This is a genomic window from Vibrio sp. 9-16B-A1 (genome assembly GCF_056726165.1).
Genome location: NZ_JBSDZD010000012.1, coordinates 84589 through 99453, shown reverse-complemented (window position 1 = coordinate 99453; position 14865 = coordinate 84589). Strand labels below are relative to the sequence as shown.

14 protein-coding genes are annotated in these 14865 nt (G+C 52.5%); 11 read left to right on the top strand and 3 right to left on the bottom strand.

The features are described 5' to 3' along the window. Positions 1 to 48: 48 nt before the first annotated feature. A complete protein-coding gene (locus ACVB80_RS18200) occupies positions 49 to 1935 on the bottom strand; it encodes a methyl-accepting chemotaxis protein (protein ID WP_481082714.1) in 1887 nt (628 codons plus the stop codon). Positions 1936 to 2131: 196 nt separating this feature from the next. Then, the gene (locus ACVB80_RS18195; RefSeq protein ID WP_481082713.1) at positions 2132 to 2974 is read right to left on the bottom strand and encodes a formate dehydrogenase accessory sulfurtransferase FdhD; all 843 of its coding nucleotides are present in this window, start codon (positions 2972 to 2974) and stop codon (positions 2132 to 2134) included. 179 nt (positions 2975 to 3153) lie between these two features. On the opposite strand from ACVB80_RS18195, the gene ACVB80_RS18190 reads away from it, so the two are divergent. The 11 genes from ACVB80_RS18190 to cobB all read left to right on the top strand — a co-directional run bounded on the left by ACVB80_RS18190 (position 3154) and on the right by cobB (position 14019). Then, entirely contained in the window at positions 3154 to 3582 is a 429-nt protein-coding gene (locus ACVB80_RS18190) for a DUF3305 domain-containing protein (protein ID WP_481082712.1), read from the top strand. After that, entirely contained in the window at positions 3572 to 3988 is a 417-nt protein-coding gene (locus ACVB80_RS18185; RefSeq protein WP_481082711.1) for a DUF3306 domain-containing protein, read from the top strand. The genes ACVB80_RS18190 and ACVB80_RS18185 overlap by 11 nt, the downstream gene beginning before the upstream one ends. A gap of 180 nt (positions 3989 to 4168) precedes the next feature. After that, positions 4169 to 5827, top strand: a complete 1659-nt coding sequence (locus tag ACVB80_RS18180) for a 4Fe-4S dicluster domain-containing protein (RefSeq protein WP_481082710.1) — start codon at positions 4169 to 4171, stop codon at positions 5825 to 5827. 8 nt (positions 5828 to 5835) lie between these two features. Beyond that, positions 5836 to 6441, top strand: coding sequence for a TorD/DmsD family molecular chaperone (locus tag ACVB80_RS18175; protein WP_481082709.1), 606 nt, complete (start codon positions 5836 to 5838; stop codon positions 6439 to 6441). 45 nt (positions 6442 to 6486) lie between these two features. Next, positions 6487 to 6684, top strand: a complete 198-nt coding sequence (locus tag ACVB80_RS18170; RefSeq protein WP_481082708.1) for a twin-arginine translocation signal domain-containing protein — start codon at positions 6487 to 6489, stop codon at positions 6682 to 6684. A gap of 12 nt (positions 6685 to 6696) precedes the next feature. Beyond that, positions 6697 to 9552 (top strand): formate dehydrogenase subunit alpha, encoded by a 2856-nt coding sequence (locus tag ACVB80_RS18165; RefSeq protein WP_481082707.1) that lies wholly within the window; start codon positions 6697 to 6699, stop codon positions 9550 to 9552. An 11-nt stretch (positions 9553 to 9563) separates the two neighbouring features. Continuing rightward, on the top strand, positions 9564 to 10172 hold the full coding sequence (fdh3B, locus tag ACVB80_RS18160; RefSeq protein ID WP_481082706.1) for a formate dehydrogenase FDH3 subunit beta: 609 nt from the start codon (positions 9564 to 9566) through the stop codon (positions 10170 to 10172). Between the two features lie 14 nt (positions 10173 to 10186). Further along, positions 10187 to 11236: a formate dehydrogenase subunit gamma gene (locus tag ACVB80_RS18155; protein WP_481082705.1), complete on the top strand. Its 1050-nt coding sequence runs from the start codon at positions 10187 to 10189 to the stop codon at positions 11234 to 11236. Then, entirely contained in the window at positions 11223 to 11639 is a 417-nt protein-coding gene (locus tag ACVB80_RS18150) for a hypothetical protein (protein WP_481082704.1), read from the top strand. Before ACVB80_RS18155 ends, ACVB80_RS18150 begins: the two co-directional genes overlap by 14 nt. A 287-nt stretch (positions 11640 to 11926) precedes the next feature. Next, positions 11927 to 13147: an ammonium transporter gene (locus ACVB80_RS18145; protein WP_481082703.1), complete on the top strand. Its 1221-nt coding sequence runs from the start codon at positions 11927 to 11929 to the stop codon at positions 13145 to 13147. 140 nt (positions 13148 to 13287) lie between these two features. Next, entirely contained in the window at positions 13288 to 14019 is a 732-nt protein-coding gene (gene cobB, locus ACVB80_RS18140; protein ID WP_481082702.1) for a Sir2 family NAD+-dependent deacetylase, read from the top strand. On the opposite strand, the gene ACVB80_RS18135 is transcribed toward cobB, so the two are convergent. Next, complete coding sequence (locus ACVB80_RS18135; RefSeq protein ID WP_481082701.1) at positions 13991 to 14785, bottom strand: GGDEF domain-containing protein; 795 nt, start codon at positions 14783 to 14785, stop codon at positions 13991 to 13993. The two genes, cobB and ACVB80_RS18135, sit on opposite strands and share 29 nt — an antisense overlap. Positions 14786 to 14865 lie beyond the last annotated feature (80 nt).

The window sequence follows — 14865 nt, the reverse complement described above, 5'->3', positions numbered from 1 at the left end:
CAGCCCGGTACTGGCCGGGCTGTATACGTCTCATGTCTCTTTTCTGCTTTAACACTTAAATTGATCAACAATGCCATTCAGCTGACCGGTTGACGTCTCGACCTGGGCTGCCGCGTGTACCGCATCGCTGACAGAGCCTTCAGTCTGAGTAGCAAGGTCGGCAATATGGGTGATGTTGCGGTCAATTTCCGCAGATACCTGAGCCTGCTCTTCTGAGGCTGCCGCAATCTGTGAGTTCATATCAAAGATATGTGAGATTTCTTCCACGATCCTCTGAATTGCTTCGACAGCCAGAATGGTCTGGCCATTGGTCTCTTCAGCCTGGTGCAGGCTGTTTTGCATCAGATGAACGGTTTTCTCTACACCTTCACTCAATCCGCTGATGGTGCCTTCAATTTCTACCGTGGAGTCTGTAGTACGTTTTGCCAACTGACGGACTTCATCCGCCACTACGGCAAAGCCACGGCCGTTTTCTCCGGCCCGGGCGGCTTCTATCGCCGCATTGAGCGCGAGCAGATTGGTTTGCTCAGTGATTTCACGAATCGTGTTCACTACCTGATGAATTTCGGTGCTCTGAACTTCCAGGGTACGGATCAGGGCCTGCGAGTCGTGAATATTGCTGGTCAGGGACTGAATGCTGCTTCCGGCGATATTGGTCAGACGCATACTCTCTTCCGCTTCGTTTTTGACCCGTTCGGCCTTGTGGGCAGCGTTGTCGATGTTAGCGGCGATCTCTTTGGTTGTCGCCAGCAGCTGATTGACGGCGGTGGCGATAGACGATGACTCCTGCTGCTGCTCACGCGCGTTGTCCAGTGAGCGTTGTGTCGCCTGCCTGGATTCAGTTACCGATTCAGTCAGTGAGTCGCTGACCACTGCAACCTGGCAGATGTTGCTTTGCAGTTTGTCCACAAAGCGGTCAAACGCCTGACTCAGGCGTGCCAGTTCGTCTCTGCCGCTGTCAGCCATTCTGACCCGCAGATCGCCATGACCGGAGGCGATTTCTTCCATCATGTCTTTCACTTTAATGATTCGTTTCGAAACCTGAAGACTCAGCAGCATCAGAAGGGCAGAGACCAGTGCGGCGATCATAATGCCGGTACTCTGGAGGTGAAGGGTAATGTCTGTGCGGGTGCGGGTTACCTTCACTGCTATCGCCGATTGCATTTGGTTCAGGATCTCTTCGGTCTGGTGCACGTTTTTGCGCAGCGCGCCACGCATGCCGGAATTATGATCCAGTCCAAACACTACCAGCGCCTGATAAAGCGCCTTTAATTGCTGATGATACTGGTCTGCGTTCTGAACCAGCCCATCCTCAGAAAGGCTTTGGCTGAATACCTGCCAGTTTTCATTGAAAGTCATCAGTTGTGACTCATCGGGAGAAAGCAGAAAACGGTTTTTGGCATCCAGCGCGGTCATCAGTGCAAGTTTTTGCGCTGTCGTTGTATTGCCATTGATCTGTGACAGCAGTGTCTGCTCCTGTTGTTCAAGCAGGCCCAGGATACCGCCGGTCTCTGCTCCACCAATTTTGTTTGCCTGAGCGGCGAGGGCATTAAACTGAGTCCGGTACTCATCGAGCGTTGTTTTTACTTTTGCAAAGTCAGCTTCACCTGCGCTCAGCTGGCCGTTAAGAATGCTCTGCAGTTCGCTGACCTGGCCCATCAGTAATTGATGCGTCTGATTAAACTTATCGACATATTTGGGCAGCCGGCGGCTGAGAAAGTCTTTTTCGTGCCGCCTGAGCATCAAAAGCTCGGTTTCACTCAGTGAGTTCAGCTCAGACGCAGCCTGCATCTGCGAGAGGGCATTGAGTGCAAAATGTTGATAGATGGCGTAACCAAGCATGGATGCGAGCAGAAACAGTGTGACAGCAAGCATTTTTGCTTTAATAGAAAACGAGGCGAGCCAACCGGCCCGCGGGGAATCCGAAGTAGTCATGACGAAGCTCCTGGCCAACTCCTGCCTTTTGATAGCAGGTATGTTTATGTCGCCTGACAGCGACCCTGAGTCCGTTTTATTTCGGTTTTGTGAATTATTTGTTACGGACCAGGGTAAGTGTTGGCCCGTATTGAGAGATTTGCAAGGAGGAGAGGAGAAATACTGGTACTTTACTCATCCGAACTTGTTTCTGTACTCATCCCGAAGTTGCTTCGCCTTTTACATCAAACAGCACTTTGTCTGCACCGGTATAGACCTGAAAGCGGTGGCCTTTGGCACGAGCGATAGTGGTGATACCGAATTTGTGTGCCAGATCCAGCCCCATCTGAGTAACGCCTGAGCGGGACAGAAGTACCGGAATGCCCATCTGAGCGACTTTGATCACCATTTCAGAAGTCAGGCGACCGGTGGTGTAAAAGAGCTTGTCTTTACCTTCTTCACGGTTGAGCCACATTTCTCCGGCCAGGGTATCAACAGCGTTGTGACGGCCCACATCTTCCACAAATGACAGGATTTCATCAGAGCGACATACCGCGCAGCCATGCACAGCACCGGCACGTTTGTAGGTATCGTTAAAGTGGGTCAGGGCTTCAAGCGAGGCGTAGATATCAGATTGCTTTATCTGAACCTGAGGTACCTGGTAGTGATCCAGCTTTTTCATCACGTTGCCATACATGGTGCCCTGCCCACAGCCGGAGGTGACGGTTTTCTTCTTCAGCGCTTCTTCCAGGTATTCGGTGTTTTCACGGGTGATTACGGCAGCGGTATGGGTTTCCCAGTCGATGATCACCGACTCTACCGCTTCCGGATCTTCCAGAAATGCCTGATTCTTCAGATAACCGAGCACCAGGGCTTCCGGGCGGGAACCCAGTGTCATCAGGGTAACGACTTCTTTCCAGTTGAGCATTACCGTCAGGGGACGTTCACAGGCGATCTCTTTGTGCAGAATTTCGCCATACTCATCGACGACTTCGACTTTGTGTGTCTGGAGCGGGGCATCACCGGTAGTGATGATGCTTGGGTTTTGATGTTGAGCCACGCAGTGTCCTTATTATGATTTTCGCTGTCACGGATTCAGCAATAATCACGCCACTTTACCTTATGGTTGCGCCGGAGGAAACGGACATTTATCCCCAACATCAGCAGCGCCGGAGCGATCTGGCTCAGGATTTGCTTTATCCGGCAGATTAAAACAACAAATAACGGAGAAACGCTGAAATGTTAGCCAAATCCGAAACTGTCTGGCCGCTGCAGTGCCAGCTCAGTTCAAAGGAAGTCTCACAGGGGCGCTGGGTTACCACGCAGTGGGATCTGTGCGGGATCAATACTCAGCCGGAGGAAGACTCAGCCCTGGTTGTGCCCCTTGAGCTCTTTCGCGATGAAAGGACCGACTACCGTTTTAACCTCAGCTCGCGTCAGCCAAAGTTGTTCCTGGCGCTTGAACAAACCGATCCGCCAAAACCAGTACAGCTGACCGCTTCCCAGTCGGTTGCCGGAAACTATCTTGATGGCGATTACCTGGTGCTTTCTGCGGACATGCCACTGGCGGTTCAGGCCTGGATGGAAGCATTTATCGGCCGTAACGGAGAGCTGCTTGAACAGCGCCGTAAGAAGCGCAAAGGCGCGGGGAGGGCAAGTGGCAACTGAGTTTTTCAGGCGCTGGTCGCGCAACAAGCTGGATGAAACGCAAGCAGAAGTAAGCCGGCCGCCAGCTGAAGAAAGCGCAGCTCCTCAACCTGCAGCTCCCGGGCCTGTTGAGTCAGTACAGGAGGCAAGCCTGGCATCAGTGCTGGCAGAAGGGGTTGAAAAGGAAGTAAAGAAAGCCGCGCTGCGTAAGCTGTTTTTAAGTGCGGAGTTTAATGAGTTAGACGCGCTTAACGACTATGACCACGATTACAAAGCAGTTGGAAACTTGTCTTCAGAGCTTGCCGGTCAGCTGCGGGACTGGGCCAAAGAGCAACTGGAAGAGGCCGCGCCAGATGATGAGCAAATCGTATCGGTAAATCAGGAAGATGAGCCTGACGACGAATGTGAGACAAAATGTACCACATAGAAAACAGGGTCATTTTGACCTATTCACAAAATCATCACTTGAGACATTTTGTCACCCCTTTATAAAAACCTGTTTACGTCTGATTCAAAATTCACCAGAGATTGTGACCGTGGCACGGGTTTATGACCTGGATCGGTACTTGCAATAAGGAGCGGTCAAAGCAATAAAAAATAAGAAGCAATGTTGAAGCAAATACTTGAAAGTGCCCGGAGCACCAATGGCAGAGCGAGGCTCGCCGCCATTGAGCAAACGGCCGAACTGCGTAATCTTATCCCACCGACAGTCAGCTACCAGAGCCGTGGTAACCTCGCCGTTATCGGGCCGCTGACCCTGATTAAAGAGCTGTCCGGTCAGCTTGAGCAAATGAACAGTGTGACCTGGTTCTGCGTTGACCAGCTGCCTGAAGGCCGCCAGGCTGACAACTGGTACCTTGCGCGAAAAGTCGAAGTCAGCGGATTTCTCGGAACATTTACCCTGAAGGTAGATGGGCTGCATAATCCTGCTCCGGCGGCGATTGGCAGTGACTGTTTTGATCTTGTGCTCGACCTCACCCTGAACGGGTTAATGCAGGAAGAAGTGCCGGTACCTGGCTACTATCCGGTTGGCCGAGGCTATCCGTCACTTTCGGATGCGCTGGCTGAGATCCCAACCCTGATGGGCACGTTCGACAAACCCAAGTTCTTCCGTCTGGATAACGACAAGTGTGCTCACAGCTCGCGCGGCGTAAAAGGCTGCGACCGTTGTGTGGACGCCTGTCCCGCCGGTGCACTGACCAGCGACGGTAATGATCAGACCGGACACAAAATCCAGATAAACCCTTATCTCTGTCAGGGAGTAGGTACGTGTGCCACAGCCTGTCCGACAGAAGCGATTTACTACGCACTACCGGAGCCGGTGCAGACCCAGCGCTTCGTGACTTCTCTGATGGCTAACTACCGCAAAGCGCAGGGCGAAACCCCGGGCGTGCTTTTCTGCAGTCAGCGCCATGAGCGTTTTAACGCCATGATGCTTGAGGCTTTGCCGGAGAGCGTGATCCCGGTGGAACTGGATGAGCTGCCGTCCGTGGGCATAGATACCTGGCTGAGTGCACTGGTGAACGGTGCCACTCAGGTGCTGTTTGCTGCCAGCCGCAGAATGCCGCCAACTATATTGCGCGTTCTGCAGCAGGAAGTGGAAACCGCCCAGACTCTGCTGGGTCAGCTTGGTATCGAAACCAGCCGGATTCAGATCCTCTACCTCGAAGATATCGCCAATGAGCCGCCTGAACTGCATCAGACGCCTCTGATGACCCAGACCTGGCACGGAGAGGGCGATAAGCGTCAGAGACTGTTTGGTGCCCTGAACCTGCTGGCTGAGCGTTACGCCCCCAATCAGCTGCTGGCTCCGCTTCCTGCCAGCGCACCTTATGGTGCGGTGTCGTGTAAAGGGGAGAGCTGCACCCTGTGTATGGGTTGTATCGCGGTATGTCCGACCGGAGCGCTGCACAATGATGGTGAAAACCCACAGCTTAGTTTTACCGAGCAGGACTGCATTCAGTGCGGCATGTGTGAAAAAGCCTGCCCCGAAAAAGCGCTGAGTCTGACTTCGCGTATGAACTGGGATCAGGCAGCCCGCAGTCAGGCTCAGGTCATTCACCAGGAGAAAGCCGCGGAGTGTTTATCCTGTGGTAAACCTTTTGCGCCTCAGTCTCTGGTCGACAAACTGCAGGATAAGTTACGTGGTCACTCTCATTACAGCAACGAAGCGGCAATCAGACGTATTGCTATGTGTGAAGACTGCCGGGTACGCGACATGTTCAGCGAAATGGCAGATAACCCTGAGCAGCAGCTGAGAATTTAGGAGTGAGCATGCAATCAGAGCAATTTCAGTTAAGACAAGAGATTTACGCCCTGCTGGCCGCGCTGCTTCGTCAGGCTCCGACTGCGGAACAACTCGGGTGGCTGGCCACTATAGAGTCTGAAGGAATTGAACAGCAGCCAATGCGACAGGCATGGCAGGCGCTGAGCGAGAGCGCTGCACATACCAGCGTTGAAGAAGTAAGTGATGAATACCAGGCGCTGTTTATTGGTATTGGCCGGGGCGAAGTGATGCCATTTGCGTCCTGGCATATCGCAGGCGCGTTGATGGAAAAACCACTGGCAGAGATCCGGCGTGACCTCAAAGCACTTGGCTTTGAGCGTAACGAACAGACCAAAGAGCCGGAAGACCATATCGCTGCACTGTGTGAAGTGATGGCAATGCTGGAGAGTGAAGCGCAGCAGAACGCGTTTTTCAACCGTCATATTCAGCCGTGGTTTGCTGCCCTGTGTGAGCAAATCAGGCAGGCACCCAGTGCCGCTTTTTACAAGAGCGTTGCAGCTCTGCTTGAGCAGTTCCTGCTGCTGGAGCAGACCCGCTTCGCCACCATCCCTGTAAGGGAGTTCGTTGTCCGGACTCCTGAAAGAGAAAAATAAGTCAGCACCACAAGAGAAGCTTCAGCTTCCAGAAAGGAGCAATGTATGAATAACGAGAAACCAACAGATACATCCAGGCGTAACCTGCTTAAAGGTGCGATTACGGCAGCCGTTGCAGGCACTGCGGTTGCAGCGACTTCCAAAGTCGCACTGGCGCAGGAAGAGCAGAAGCCGCAAACGGATAAAAAAGTGACAGGGTATCGCGAAACGCAGCATATCCGTGATTACTACGACACACTGTAAGGGAGCAAAGCCATGAAACTAACCAAACGCTCCGACAGTGTTGAACTGGAGCAGAACCGCCTTGGTATCAGCCGCCGGGCATTTATGAAAAACACCAGTTTTGCCGCCGGTGGCGCTGCCATTGGTGCGGGTCTGTTTGCACCGGGCATGATGAAAAAAGCCCAGGCCGCAGACGTCGACCATGACGCGCCGACAGAAATCAAACGTACCATCTGTTCTCACTGCTCAGTGGGCTGTGGTATTTACGCCGAAGTACAAAACGGCGTCTGGACCGGTCAGGAGCCGGCGTTTGATCACCCGTTTAATGCCGGTGGTCACTGTGCCAAAGGTGCTGCTCTGCGTGAGCACGGCCATGGTGAACGTCGCCTGAAATACCCGATGAAGCTGGAAAACGGCAAGTGGAAGAAGCTCTCCTGGGAGCAGGCGATCAATGAAATTAGTGACAATGTAACGAAGATTCGTCAGGAATCGGGGCCGGATTCGGTCTACTGGCTCGGCAGTGCCAAGCACAACAACGAGCAGGCGTACATGTTCCGTAAAATGGCGTCTCTGTGGGGCACCAACAACGTTGACCATCAGGCGCGTATCTGTCACTCCACTACGGTAGCGGGTGTAGCCAACACCTGGGGCTACGGTGCGATGACCAACTCGTTTAACGACATGCATAACTGTAAGTCGATCCTTTTTATCGGCTCTAACCCGGCCGAAGCGCACCCGGTAGCTATGCAGCACATTCTGATTGCCAAAGAGAAGAACGACTGTAAGATCGTGGTGGCCGACCCGCGCCGTACCCGTACCGCAGCCAAATCCGATCATTATGTCTCCCTGCGCCCGGGCAGTGACGTGGCCTTTATCTGGGGCGTGCTGTGGCATGTGTTTAAGAACAAGTGGGAAGACAAAGAGTTTATCCGTCAGCGTGTATTCGGCATGGATGAGATCCGTGAAGAGGTCGCCAAATGGAATCCTGCGGAAGTAGAACGTGTTACCGGCGTGACCGAGGAAGAGGTCTATCAGACTGCCAAACTGCTTTCTGAAAACCGTCCGGGCTGCGTTGTCTGGTGTATGGGCGGTACCCAGCACACCACAGGTAACAACAATACCCGCGCGTACTGCGTGCTGGAGCTGGCCCTTGGCAACATGGGTAAATCTGGTGGCGGCGCTAACATCTTCCGTGGCCACGATAACGTGCAGGGCGCAACCGACCTTGGCGTTTTGTCTCACACCCTGCCAGGTTACTACGGTCTCTCTGAAGGCGCGTGGAAACACTGGTCTAAAGTCTGGGATCTTGATTACGAGTGGGTGAAAGAGCGCTTTGACCAGAGTAAGTACCGTGGCAAGCAACCTATGTACAACATGGGTATCCCGGTATCGCGCTGGGTCGATGGTGTGCTTGAAAACAAAGACAACATCGAGCAGAACGATAACATCCGAGCCATGTTCTACTGGGGTCATGCGGTGAACTCACAAACCCGTGGCGTTGAGATGAAAAAGGCGATGAAGAAGCTGGATATGATGGTGATCGTTGACCCGTATCCGACTGTTGCCGCTGTCATGAACGACCGCACCGATGGCGTGTATCTGCTTCCTGCGACCACTCAGTTTGAAACCTACGGCAGTGTGACCGCTTCCAACCGCTCTATTCAGTGGCGTGACCAGGTAATTGAGCCGCTGTTCGAGTCAAAGCCCGACCACGAGATCATGTACCTGCTGACCAAAAAACTCGGTTTTGCTGATCAGCTGTTTAAACACGTTCGCGTTATCGACAATCAGCCGCTGATTGAAGACATCACCCGTGAGTTTAACCGCGGTATGTGGACCATAGGTTACACCGGCCAGAGCCCGGAGCGTATCAAAGCGCATCAGCAGAACTGGCATACCTTCCACAAGACCACCCTTGCAGCAGAAGGCGGACCAGCGCACGGTGAAACGTACGGCCTGCCATGGCCTTGCTGGGGCACACCGGAGATGAAACACCCGGGTACGCACATTCTCTACGATACCTCTAAGCCGGTAGCTGAAGGCGGCGGTAACTTCCGTGCCCGTTTCGGTGTGGAGTTTGAGGGTAAGAGCCTGCTGGCAGAAGACAGCTTTTCGAAAGGCTGTGAGCTTGAAGATGGCTATCCGGAGTTCAGTGACAAGCTGCTTAAACATCTGGGTTGGTGGGACGACCTGACCACGGTGGAGAAAGCCGCTGCTGAGGGTAAAAACTGGAAGACCGACCTTTCCGGTGGTATTCAGCGCGTTGCGATTAAGCACGGCTGTATTCCTTTTGGTAACGCCAAAGCGCGCGCCATTGTCTGGACCTTCCCGGACCGCGTTCCGCTGCACCGTGAGCCGCTCTATACGCCTCGTCGTGACCTGGTGGCCGATTATCCGACCTGGGATGACAAAGAGTCCATCTATCGTCTTCCGACCATGTACAAGTCGATTCAGGACCAGGATAAGTTGAAAGAGTATCCGATCATCCTGACATCCGGCCGTCTGGTTGAATATGAAGGGGGCGGCGAAGAGACCCGTTCCAACCCGTGGCTGGCAGAGCTTCAGCAGGAGATGTTTGTTGAAGTGAATCCGAAAGACGCCAACGACCTCGGTTTTAAAGATGGCGAGATGGTCTGGGTAGAAGGCGCAGAGAAAGGGCGCATTCACGTGAAAGCCATGGTGACCCGTCGTGTGAAACCTGGTATGGCGTTTATTCCGTTCCACTTTGGTGGCAAGTTCCAGGGCGAAGAGCTGCGTGACAAGTATCCGGAGGGCTGTGACCCGTATGTGATCGGTGAGTCGGCGAATATCGCGACCACTTATGGCTATGACCCGGTTACCCAGATGCAGGAAACCAAAGTCACCCTGTGTAACATTCGTAAGGCGTAAGGAACAGATCTATGGCAAGAATGAAATTTTTGTGCGACACCAAGCGCTGCATCGAATGTAACGGTTGTGTGACCGCGTGTAAGAACGAAAACGACGATGCCCTGGAGTGGGGCATTCAGCGCCGCCGGGTAGTCACCCTTAATGACGGTGAACCTGGTGAAAACTCCATTTCGGTCGCCTGTATGCACTGTACGGACGCCCCGTGTATGGCAGTGTGCCCGGCAGACTGCTTCGAGCATACTGAAGATGGCATTGTGCTGCACAACAAAGATCTCTGTATCGGTTGTGGCTACTGCCTGTTTGCCTGTCCGTTTGGCGCGCCTCAGTTCCAGCAGCAGTCTGCTTTCGGTGAGCGCGGTAAGATGGATAAGTGTACCTTCTGTGCCGGCGGTCCAAACACCGAGCCAGGTTCTGAAGAGGAGCGTAAGAAATACGGCGCGAACCGCATTGCTGAGGGCAAGCTGCCGATGTGTGCGTCACTCTGTTCCACCAAAGCGCTTCTGGCAGGTGATGCGGAGAAGATCTCCGGGATCTTCCGTCAGCGTGTAGTCGAGCGCGGAGCGAAAGGCGCAGGCTGGACAGACGGCAACGATCTTTCTTACGACGCGACCAAAAGCTGAGTCAGGAGAGACAGATGTTAAACACGCTTAAACGTGCGTCTCTGGTAATGCTGTCTTTAATGACAGCATTGCTGCTGACCTTTGCTGCGCCTGCTTCTGCTCAGGAGAAAGTCTCTCCGTCTGCAGAGCAGGAGATGACACAACTGGCTGGTGCTGACTTCTGGCGTCAGGTTAAAGAGGGTCAGGAGGGCTATACCACGTCCAAATCTGCTGAGCACGGTGTTCTTATCAGTACGCCAGGTGAGGCCTGGTACATTCTTAAAGAGAAATGGATGTCTCCGGCCGGTGCTGTAGCGATTTTTGGCAGTATTGCCATGGTTGTACTGGCTTATGTGCTGGTTGGTCCGCTTATGCTGAGCAAGCCACGTACCGGCAGGAAGATCAAACGCTGGTCCAGGCTGGACCGTGCGCTTCACTGGAGCATGGCGTTTACTTTTCTGACGCTGGCCTTCAGTGGCCTGATGTTGGTTTATGGCAAACATTTCCTGGAGCCCTATGTACCAACAGAGCTGTGGGCTTTTGTCATTATGCTGGCCAAGCAGTACCACAACTATGTGGGGCCGCTGTTTTTTGTTCTGCTGATGCTGGTATTGCTGAAATGGTGGCGTAAGTCGATTCCGAACATGACTGACGTTCGCTGGTTTATGAAAATGGGCGGCATGGTCGGTAAGCACAAGGGAACGCATCCTTCTGCCGGTTTCTCTAATGGCGGTGAGAAAGCCATCTACTGGCTGCTGATCTTCTTTGGTGCGATTGCGGCTGTCAGTGGTCTGGTTCTGGATTTCCCGATTTTCGGTCAGACCCGCCGTGATATGGAGCTGTCCAATCTGGTGCATGCAATTTCAGCTCTGATCCTTATCTGTGGCTTTATCTTCCACATCTATATCGGTCTGTTCGGTATGGAAGGTGCGCTGGAAGGTATGGTGACCGGTGAAGTGGATGAAACCTGGGCCAAAGAGCACCATGACCTGTGGTACGAAGAGGTGATAGCCAAAGAGCGGGGAGAGCAAGATGCTCAGCTTCAGTCTGATGTAAAAGGAGAACCTGCAAATGAAAAAGCCTGATAAAGGTATCTGGGTAGCGTATATCCTGAGTTGCTTTACTCCTTTTACCTGTCTGATATCAGGGGTGATTGCGATTGTTTACGCGGGCTACCGGCTGGATAAAGGTGAAGATGGAGAGATCGTCGATTCTCACTACTACGGATTGATCCGGACTTTCTTTCTCAACCTGACCTATTTTGTGGTGCTGATCATTACGGTGGCAACATCCAATGGCGTTCTGGTCGGCCTGAACAATTACTGGTACAAAAACCATATCATCGACAGACTGGCGTATTACATTCCTTATGTCGGTATGGTCTTTGGCCTGGCGGCGATTGCCATCTGGTTTGTGCGTATGTTCCAGGGTATGAAAAAGCTCAGGGCCAACGAGCCGTTCAGTATGACCAAAGGTCCAAACCTGTAGTGTTTATAAGCCCCGCCGAGCGGGGCTTTTTATTATCCGCACCCAAACAGGCTGCTTTACTATGGTGCATCTTCCCCAATTAAGTGCATTTGCATTGAATACCATCACCTTCCCGGTACTGGCGTGGTCATCTTTAACTATGCAAAATCAACGTGTTATAACCAATTTGATCTGGCGTCAACTGATGGCACAGTGCTTGCGATGTCTCCTGCTCACTAATTAAATCACCAAAACGGTGAAACAATCATTCCGCTGTAGTGCAGTGGCGGGAAAGGAGACACATAACAATGAGCATTGATGCCAGTCAGGTACATGGAGCGGTACAGACACTGACCCAAAGTTCAGACACACTTTTTCTTTTGCTTGGTGCCATTATGGTATTTCTGATGCACGCCGGTTTTGCTTTTCTGGAAGTGGGAACCGTGCGGCGCAAAAATCAGGTCAACGCGCTGGTGAAGATCCTCGCGGATTTTGGCGTATCGACCATTGCTTACTTTTTTATCGGCTACTGGGTCGCCTATGGCGGGACCTTCTTTGCCGATGCAGAGACGCTTTCTGCGGGGAACGGTTATGAGCTGGTGAAGTTCTTCTTCCTGCTGACTTTTGCTGCGGCTATCCCGGCGATTGTTTCCGGTGGTATCGCAGAGCGTGCGCGCTTTTATCCGATCCTGTTGGCGACTTTCTTTACCGTGGGGCTGGTGTATCCATTGTTTGAAGGCATGATCTGGAATGGTAACTTTGGCCTGCAGGCCTGGTTTGAGGCCCAGTTCGGTGTAGGTTTTCATGATTTTGCCGGTTCGGTGGTGGTACACGGCGTCGGTGGCTGGATAGCCCTGGTGGCAGTGGTTTTCCTTGGAATGCGTAAAGGGCGGGTACGTGCCGGTAAGCACACTAACTTTGCGCCATCCAACATTCCGTTTCTGGCACTGGGCGCGTGGATCCTGTGTGTAGGCTGGTTTGGCTTTAATGTTATGTCCGCGCAGACGCTGAATGGTATCAGTGGTCTGGTGGCGATGAACTCCCTGCTGGCGATGACAGGCGGGATCCTGACTGCACTGGTTGCCGGTAAGAATGACCCGGGCTTTATTCACAACGGACCACTGGCGGGCCTGGTGGCGGTATGTGCCGGTTCTGATCTGATGCATCCGCTTGGCGCGCTTATCACCGGCGCGGTAGCGGGCGCGCTGTTTGTATGGCTGTTTACCTGGCTGCAGAACAAAACCAAAATCGATGATGTACTGGGCGTATGGCCGCTGCATGGCGTGTGTGGTGCCTGGGGGGGCATTGCAGCTGGTATTTTCGGTCAGAGTGCGCTGGGCGGTATTGGCGGCGTGAGCCTGACGGTGCAGGTGTTAGGTACACTGGCGGGTATTACTATTGCGCTTGTTGGTGCTGCAATTGTGTATGGGGCACTGAACACATTGATGGGACTGCGTCTGTCGGAAGAAGATGAGTTCAACGGCGCCGATCTGGCGATTCATAAGATCGGCTCGATTAACGAAGACTAGAGCGGGTTATTTGTCTGATTTCAGTGAAAAAGGCGACTCCGGTCGCCTTTTTTTCGACTAAGGTAGGGCACGGATCCCCTGCGTTAAAAACCTTATTAATGCTAAGATTAATTAAATCACACGCAAAGCAGGGAAGTTGTATGAATTTTCCATACCGAAATATTGTGGTACTCACCGGCGCCGGCATTTCTGCTGAGTCCGGTATTCAGACTTTTCGGGCCCAGGATGGGCTGTGGGAAGATCACCGTATCGAAGATGTCGCCACACCGGAAGGATTCCACCGCGATCCGGGGCTGGTACTCGATTTCTATAATCAAAGACGCCGTAAACTTCAGCATCAGGCTATTCAGCCTAATCAGGCTCATCTTGCATTGGGCAAGCTGGAACAGTTTCTGGATGGCAAAGTCACGGTGATCACGCAAAACATCGATAACCTTCATGAGCGTGGCGGTTCACAGAACGTCATCCACATGCACGGTGAACTGTTAAAAGCGCGCTGCAGTGATTCAGGGCAGGTGATTGACTGTCACCATGACATTGAACTGGGAGAACTGTGCCACTGTTGTCAGTTACCGGCCCAGATGCGCCCGCATATTGTCTGGTTTGGTGAGATGCCGCTTCGAATGGGTGATATTTATGCGGCGCTGGAAGAGGCTGACCTGTTTATATCCATAGGTACCTCAGGTGTCGTGTATCCGGCTGCCGGATTCGTGCATGATGCCAGAATGCACGGTGCGCATACTATAGAGATTAACCTTGAGCCAAGTGCGGTAGAGAGCGAGTTTGAAGAGAAGCGTTACGGCAAAGCCAGTGTTGAAGTACCCAGGCTGGTGGAAGAGCTGCTCAGCGCTGATCAGGCTCTTCAGGCTTAGACTTTTTCATTTTATACATGGCCTTGTCGGAATCGTGCAGGGCCTGTTCAAGGTTATCTTTGTTTGCGCTTTGAATGCCGTAGGAATAACCGACATCGTAAGGCATCAGTACGCCGGCCAGTCTCTGAAGGTAATTGTCAGCACGGCCGGGGTACAGAATGACCAGAAACTCATCACCACCGACGCGCAGCGCGTCTTCGCCCCGCTCTAAACACATTTCCAGCGCATGCGCAAAGCGAGTGATGTATCTGTCACCTTCAGTATGGCCCTGTTCGTCATTGATCGCTTTAAGGCCATCCAGGTCAAAGTAAATGAGCTGAAACTCATCCAGGGATAAATCTGTCAGCTTCTTGCGGTTATACAGTCCGGTCATTTCGTCTTTGATGCTTTGCATTTTCAGTTTACGGGTCATATCCGTTGCTCCAAATGCAATCAGCAGGTAAGCGGCCTGTAAGGTGCCATCTTCCAGAAAGCTGTCCAGCATGTTGTAGTTTTTTATGAACTCAGCCAGATAGTCACTCTCCGTGGCTACGTCGTAGAACTTACTTAGCAGTAACATATTGAAGCCCAGATCCAGTTTTCGGTTTCTGGTAAGACTGTCTTTAAGGAGCAGGTAGAGATAAGTCAGAACCATTAGAGTCGTTGACTCAAACAACAGATCGTCGTATGAATCGATTCTCAGTTCCTGACCAAAAATGGCAACAACTATGGTAACGGCCAGAATGATTAAGGGCACATAGAAAGCTTTGTGCTTTTGCCAGTTCAAAATCAACCTCTTGAGAGATGCGTTCTCTTTTGAGTATAGAATGCGAAACAAAAAAAGAGCGGCTTGCGCCGCTCTGATAT

Bases quoted from the DNA above. Each gene is read 5' to 3' on its own strand.
- ACVB80_RS18200 (WP_481082714.1), bottom strand. From the start codon at position 1,935: ATGACTACTTCGGATTCCCCGCGGGCCGGTTGGCTCGCCTCGTTTTCT.
- ACVB80_RS18190 (WP_481082712.1), top strand. From the start codon at position 3,154: ATGTTAGCCAAATCCGAAACTGTCTGGCCGCTGCAGTGCCAGCTCAGT.
- ACVB80_RS18180 (WP_481082710.1), top strand. From the start codon at position 4,169: ATGTTGAAGCAAATACTTGAAAGTGCCCGGAGCACCAATGGCAGAGCG.
- ACVB80_RS18175 (WP_481082709.1), top strand. From the start codon at position 5,836: ATGCAATCAGAGCAATTTCAGTTAAGACAAGAGATTTACGCCCTGCTG.
- ACVB80_RS18170 (WP_481082708.1), top strand. From the start codon at position 6,487: ATGAATAACGAGAAACCAACAGATACATCCAGGCGTAACCTGCTTAAA.
- ACVB80_RS18165 (WP_481082707.1), top strand. From the start codon at position 6,697: ATGAAACTAACCAAACGCTCCGACAGTGTTGAACTGGAGCAGAACCGC.
- fdh3B (WP_481082706.1), top strand. From the start codon at position 9,564: ATGGCAAGAATGAAATTTTTGTGCGACACCAAGCGCTGCATCGAATGT.
- ACVB80_RS18155 (WP_481082705.1), top strand. From the start codon at position 10,187: ATGTTAAACACGCTTAAACGTGCGTCTCTGGTAATGCTGTCTTTAATG.
- ACVB80_RS18150 (WP_481082704.1), top strand. From the start codon at position 11,223: ATGAAAAAGCCTGATAAAGGTATCTGGGTAGCGTATATCCTGAGTTGC.
- ACVB80_RS18145 (WP_481082703.1), top strand. From the start codon at position 11,927: ATGAGCATTGATGCCAGTCAGGTACATGGAGCGGTACAGACACTGACC.
- cobB (WP_481082702.1), top strand. From the start codon at position 13,288: ATGAATTTTCCATACCGAAATATTGTGGTACTCACCGGCGCCGGCATT.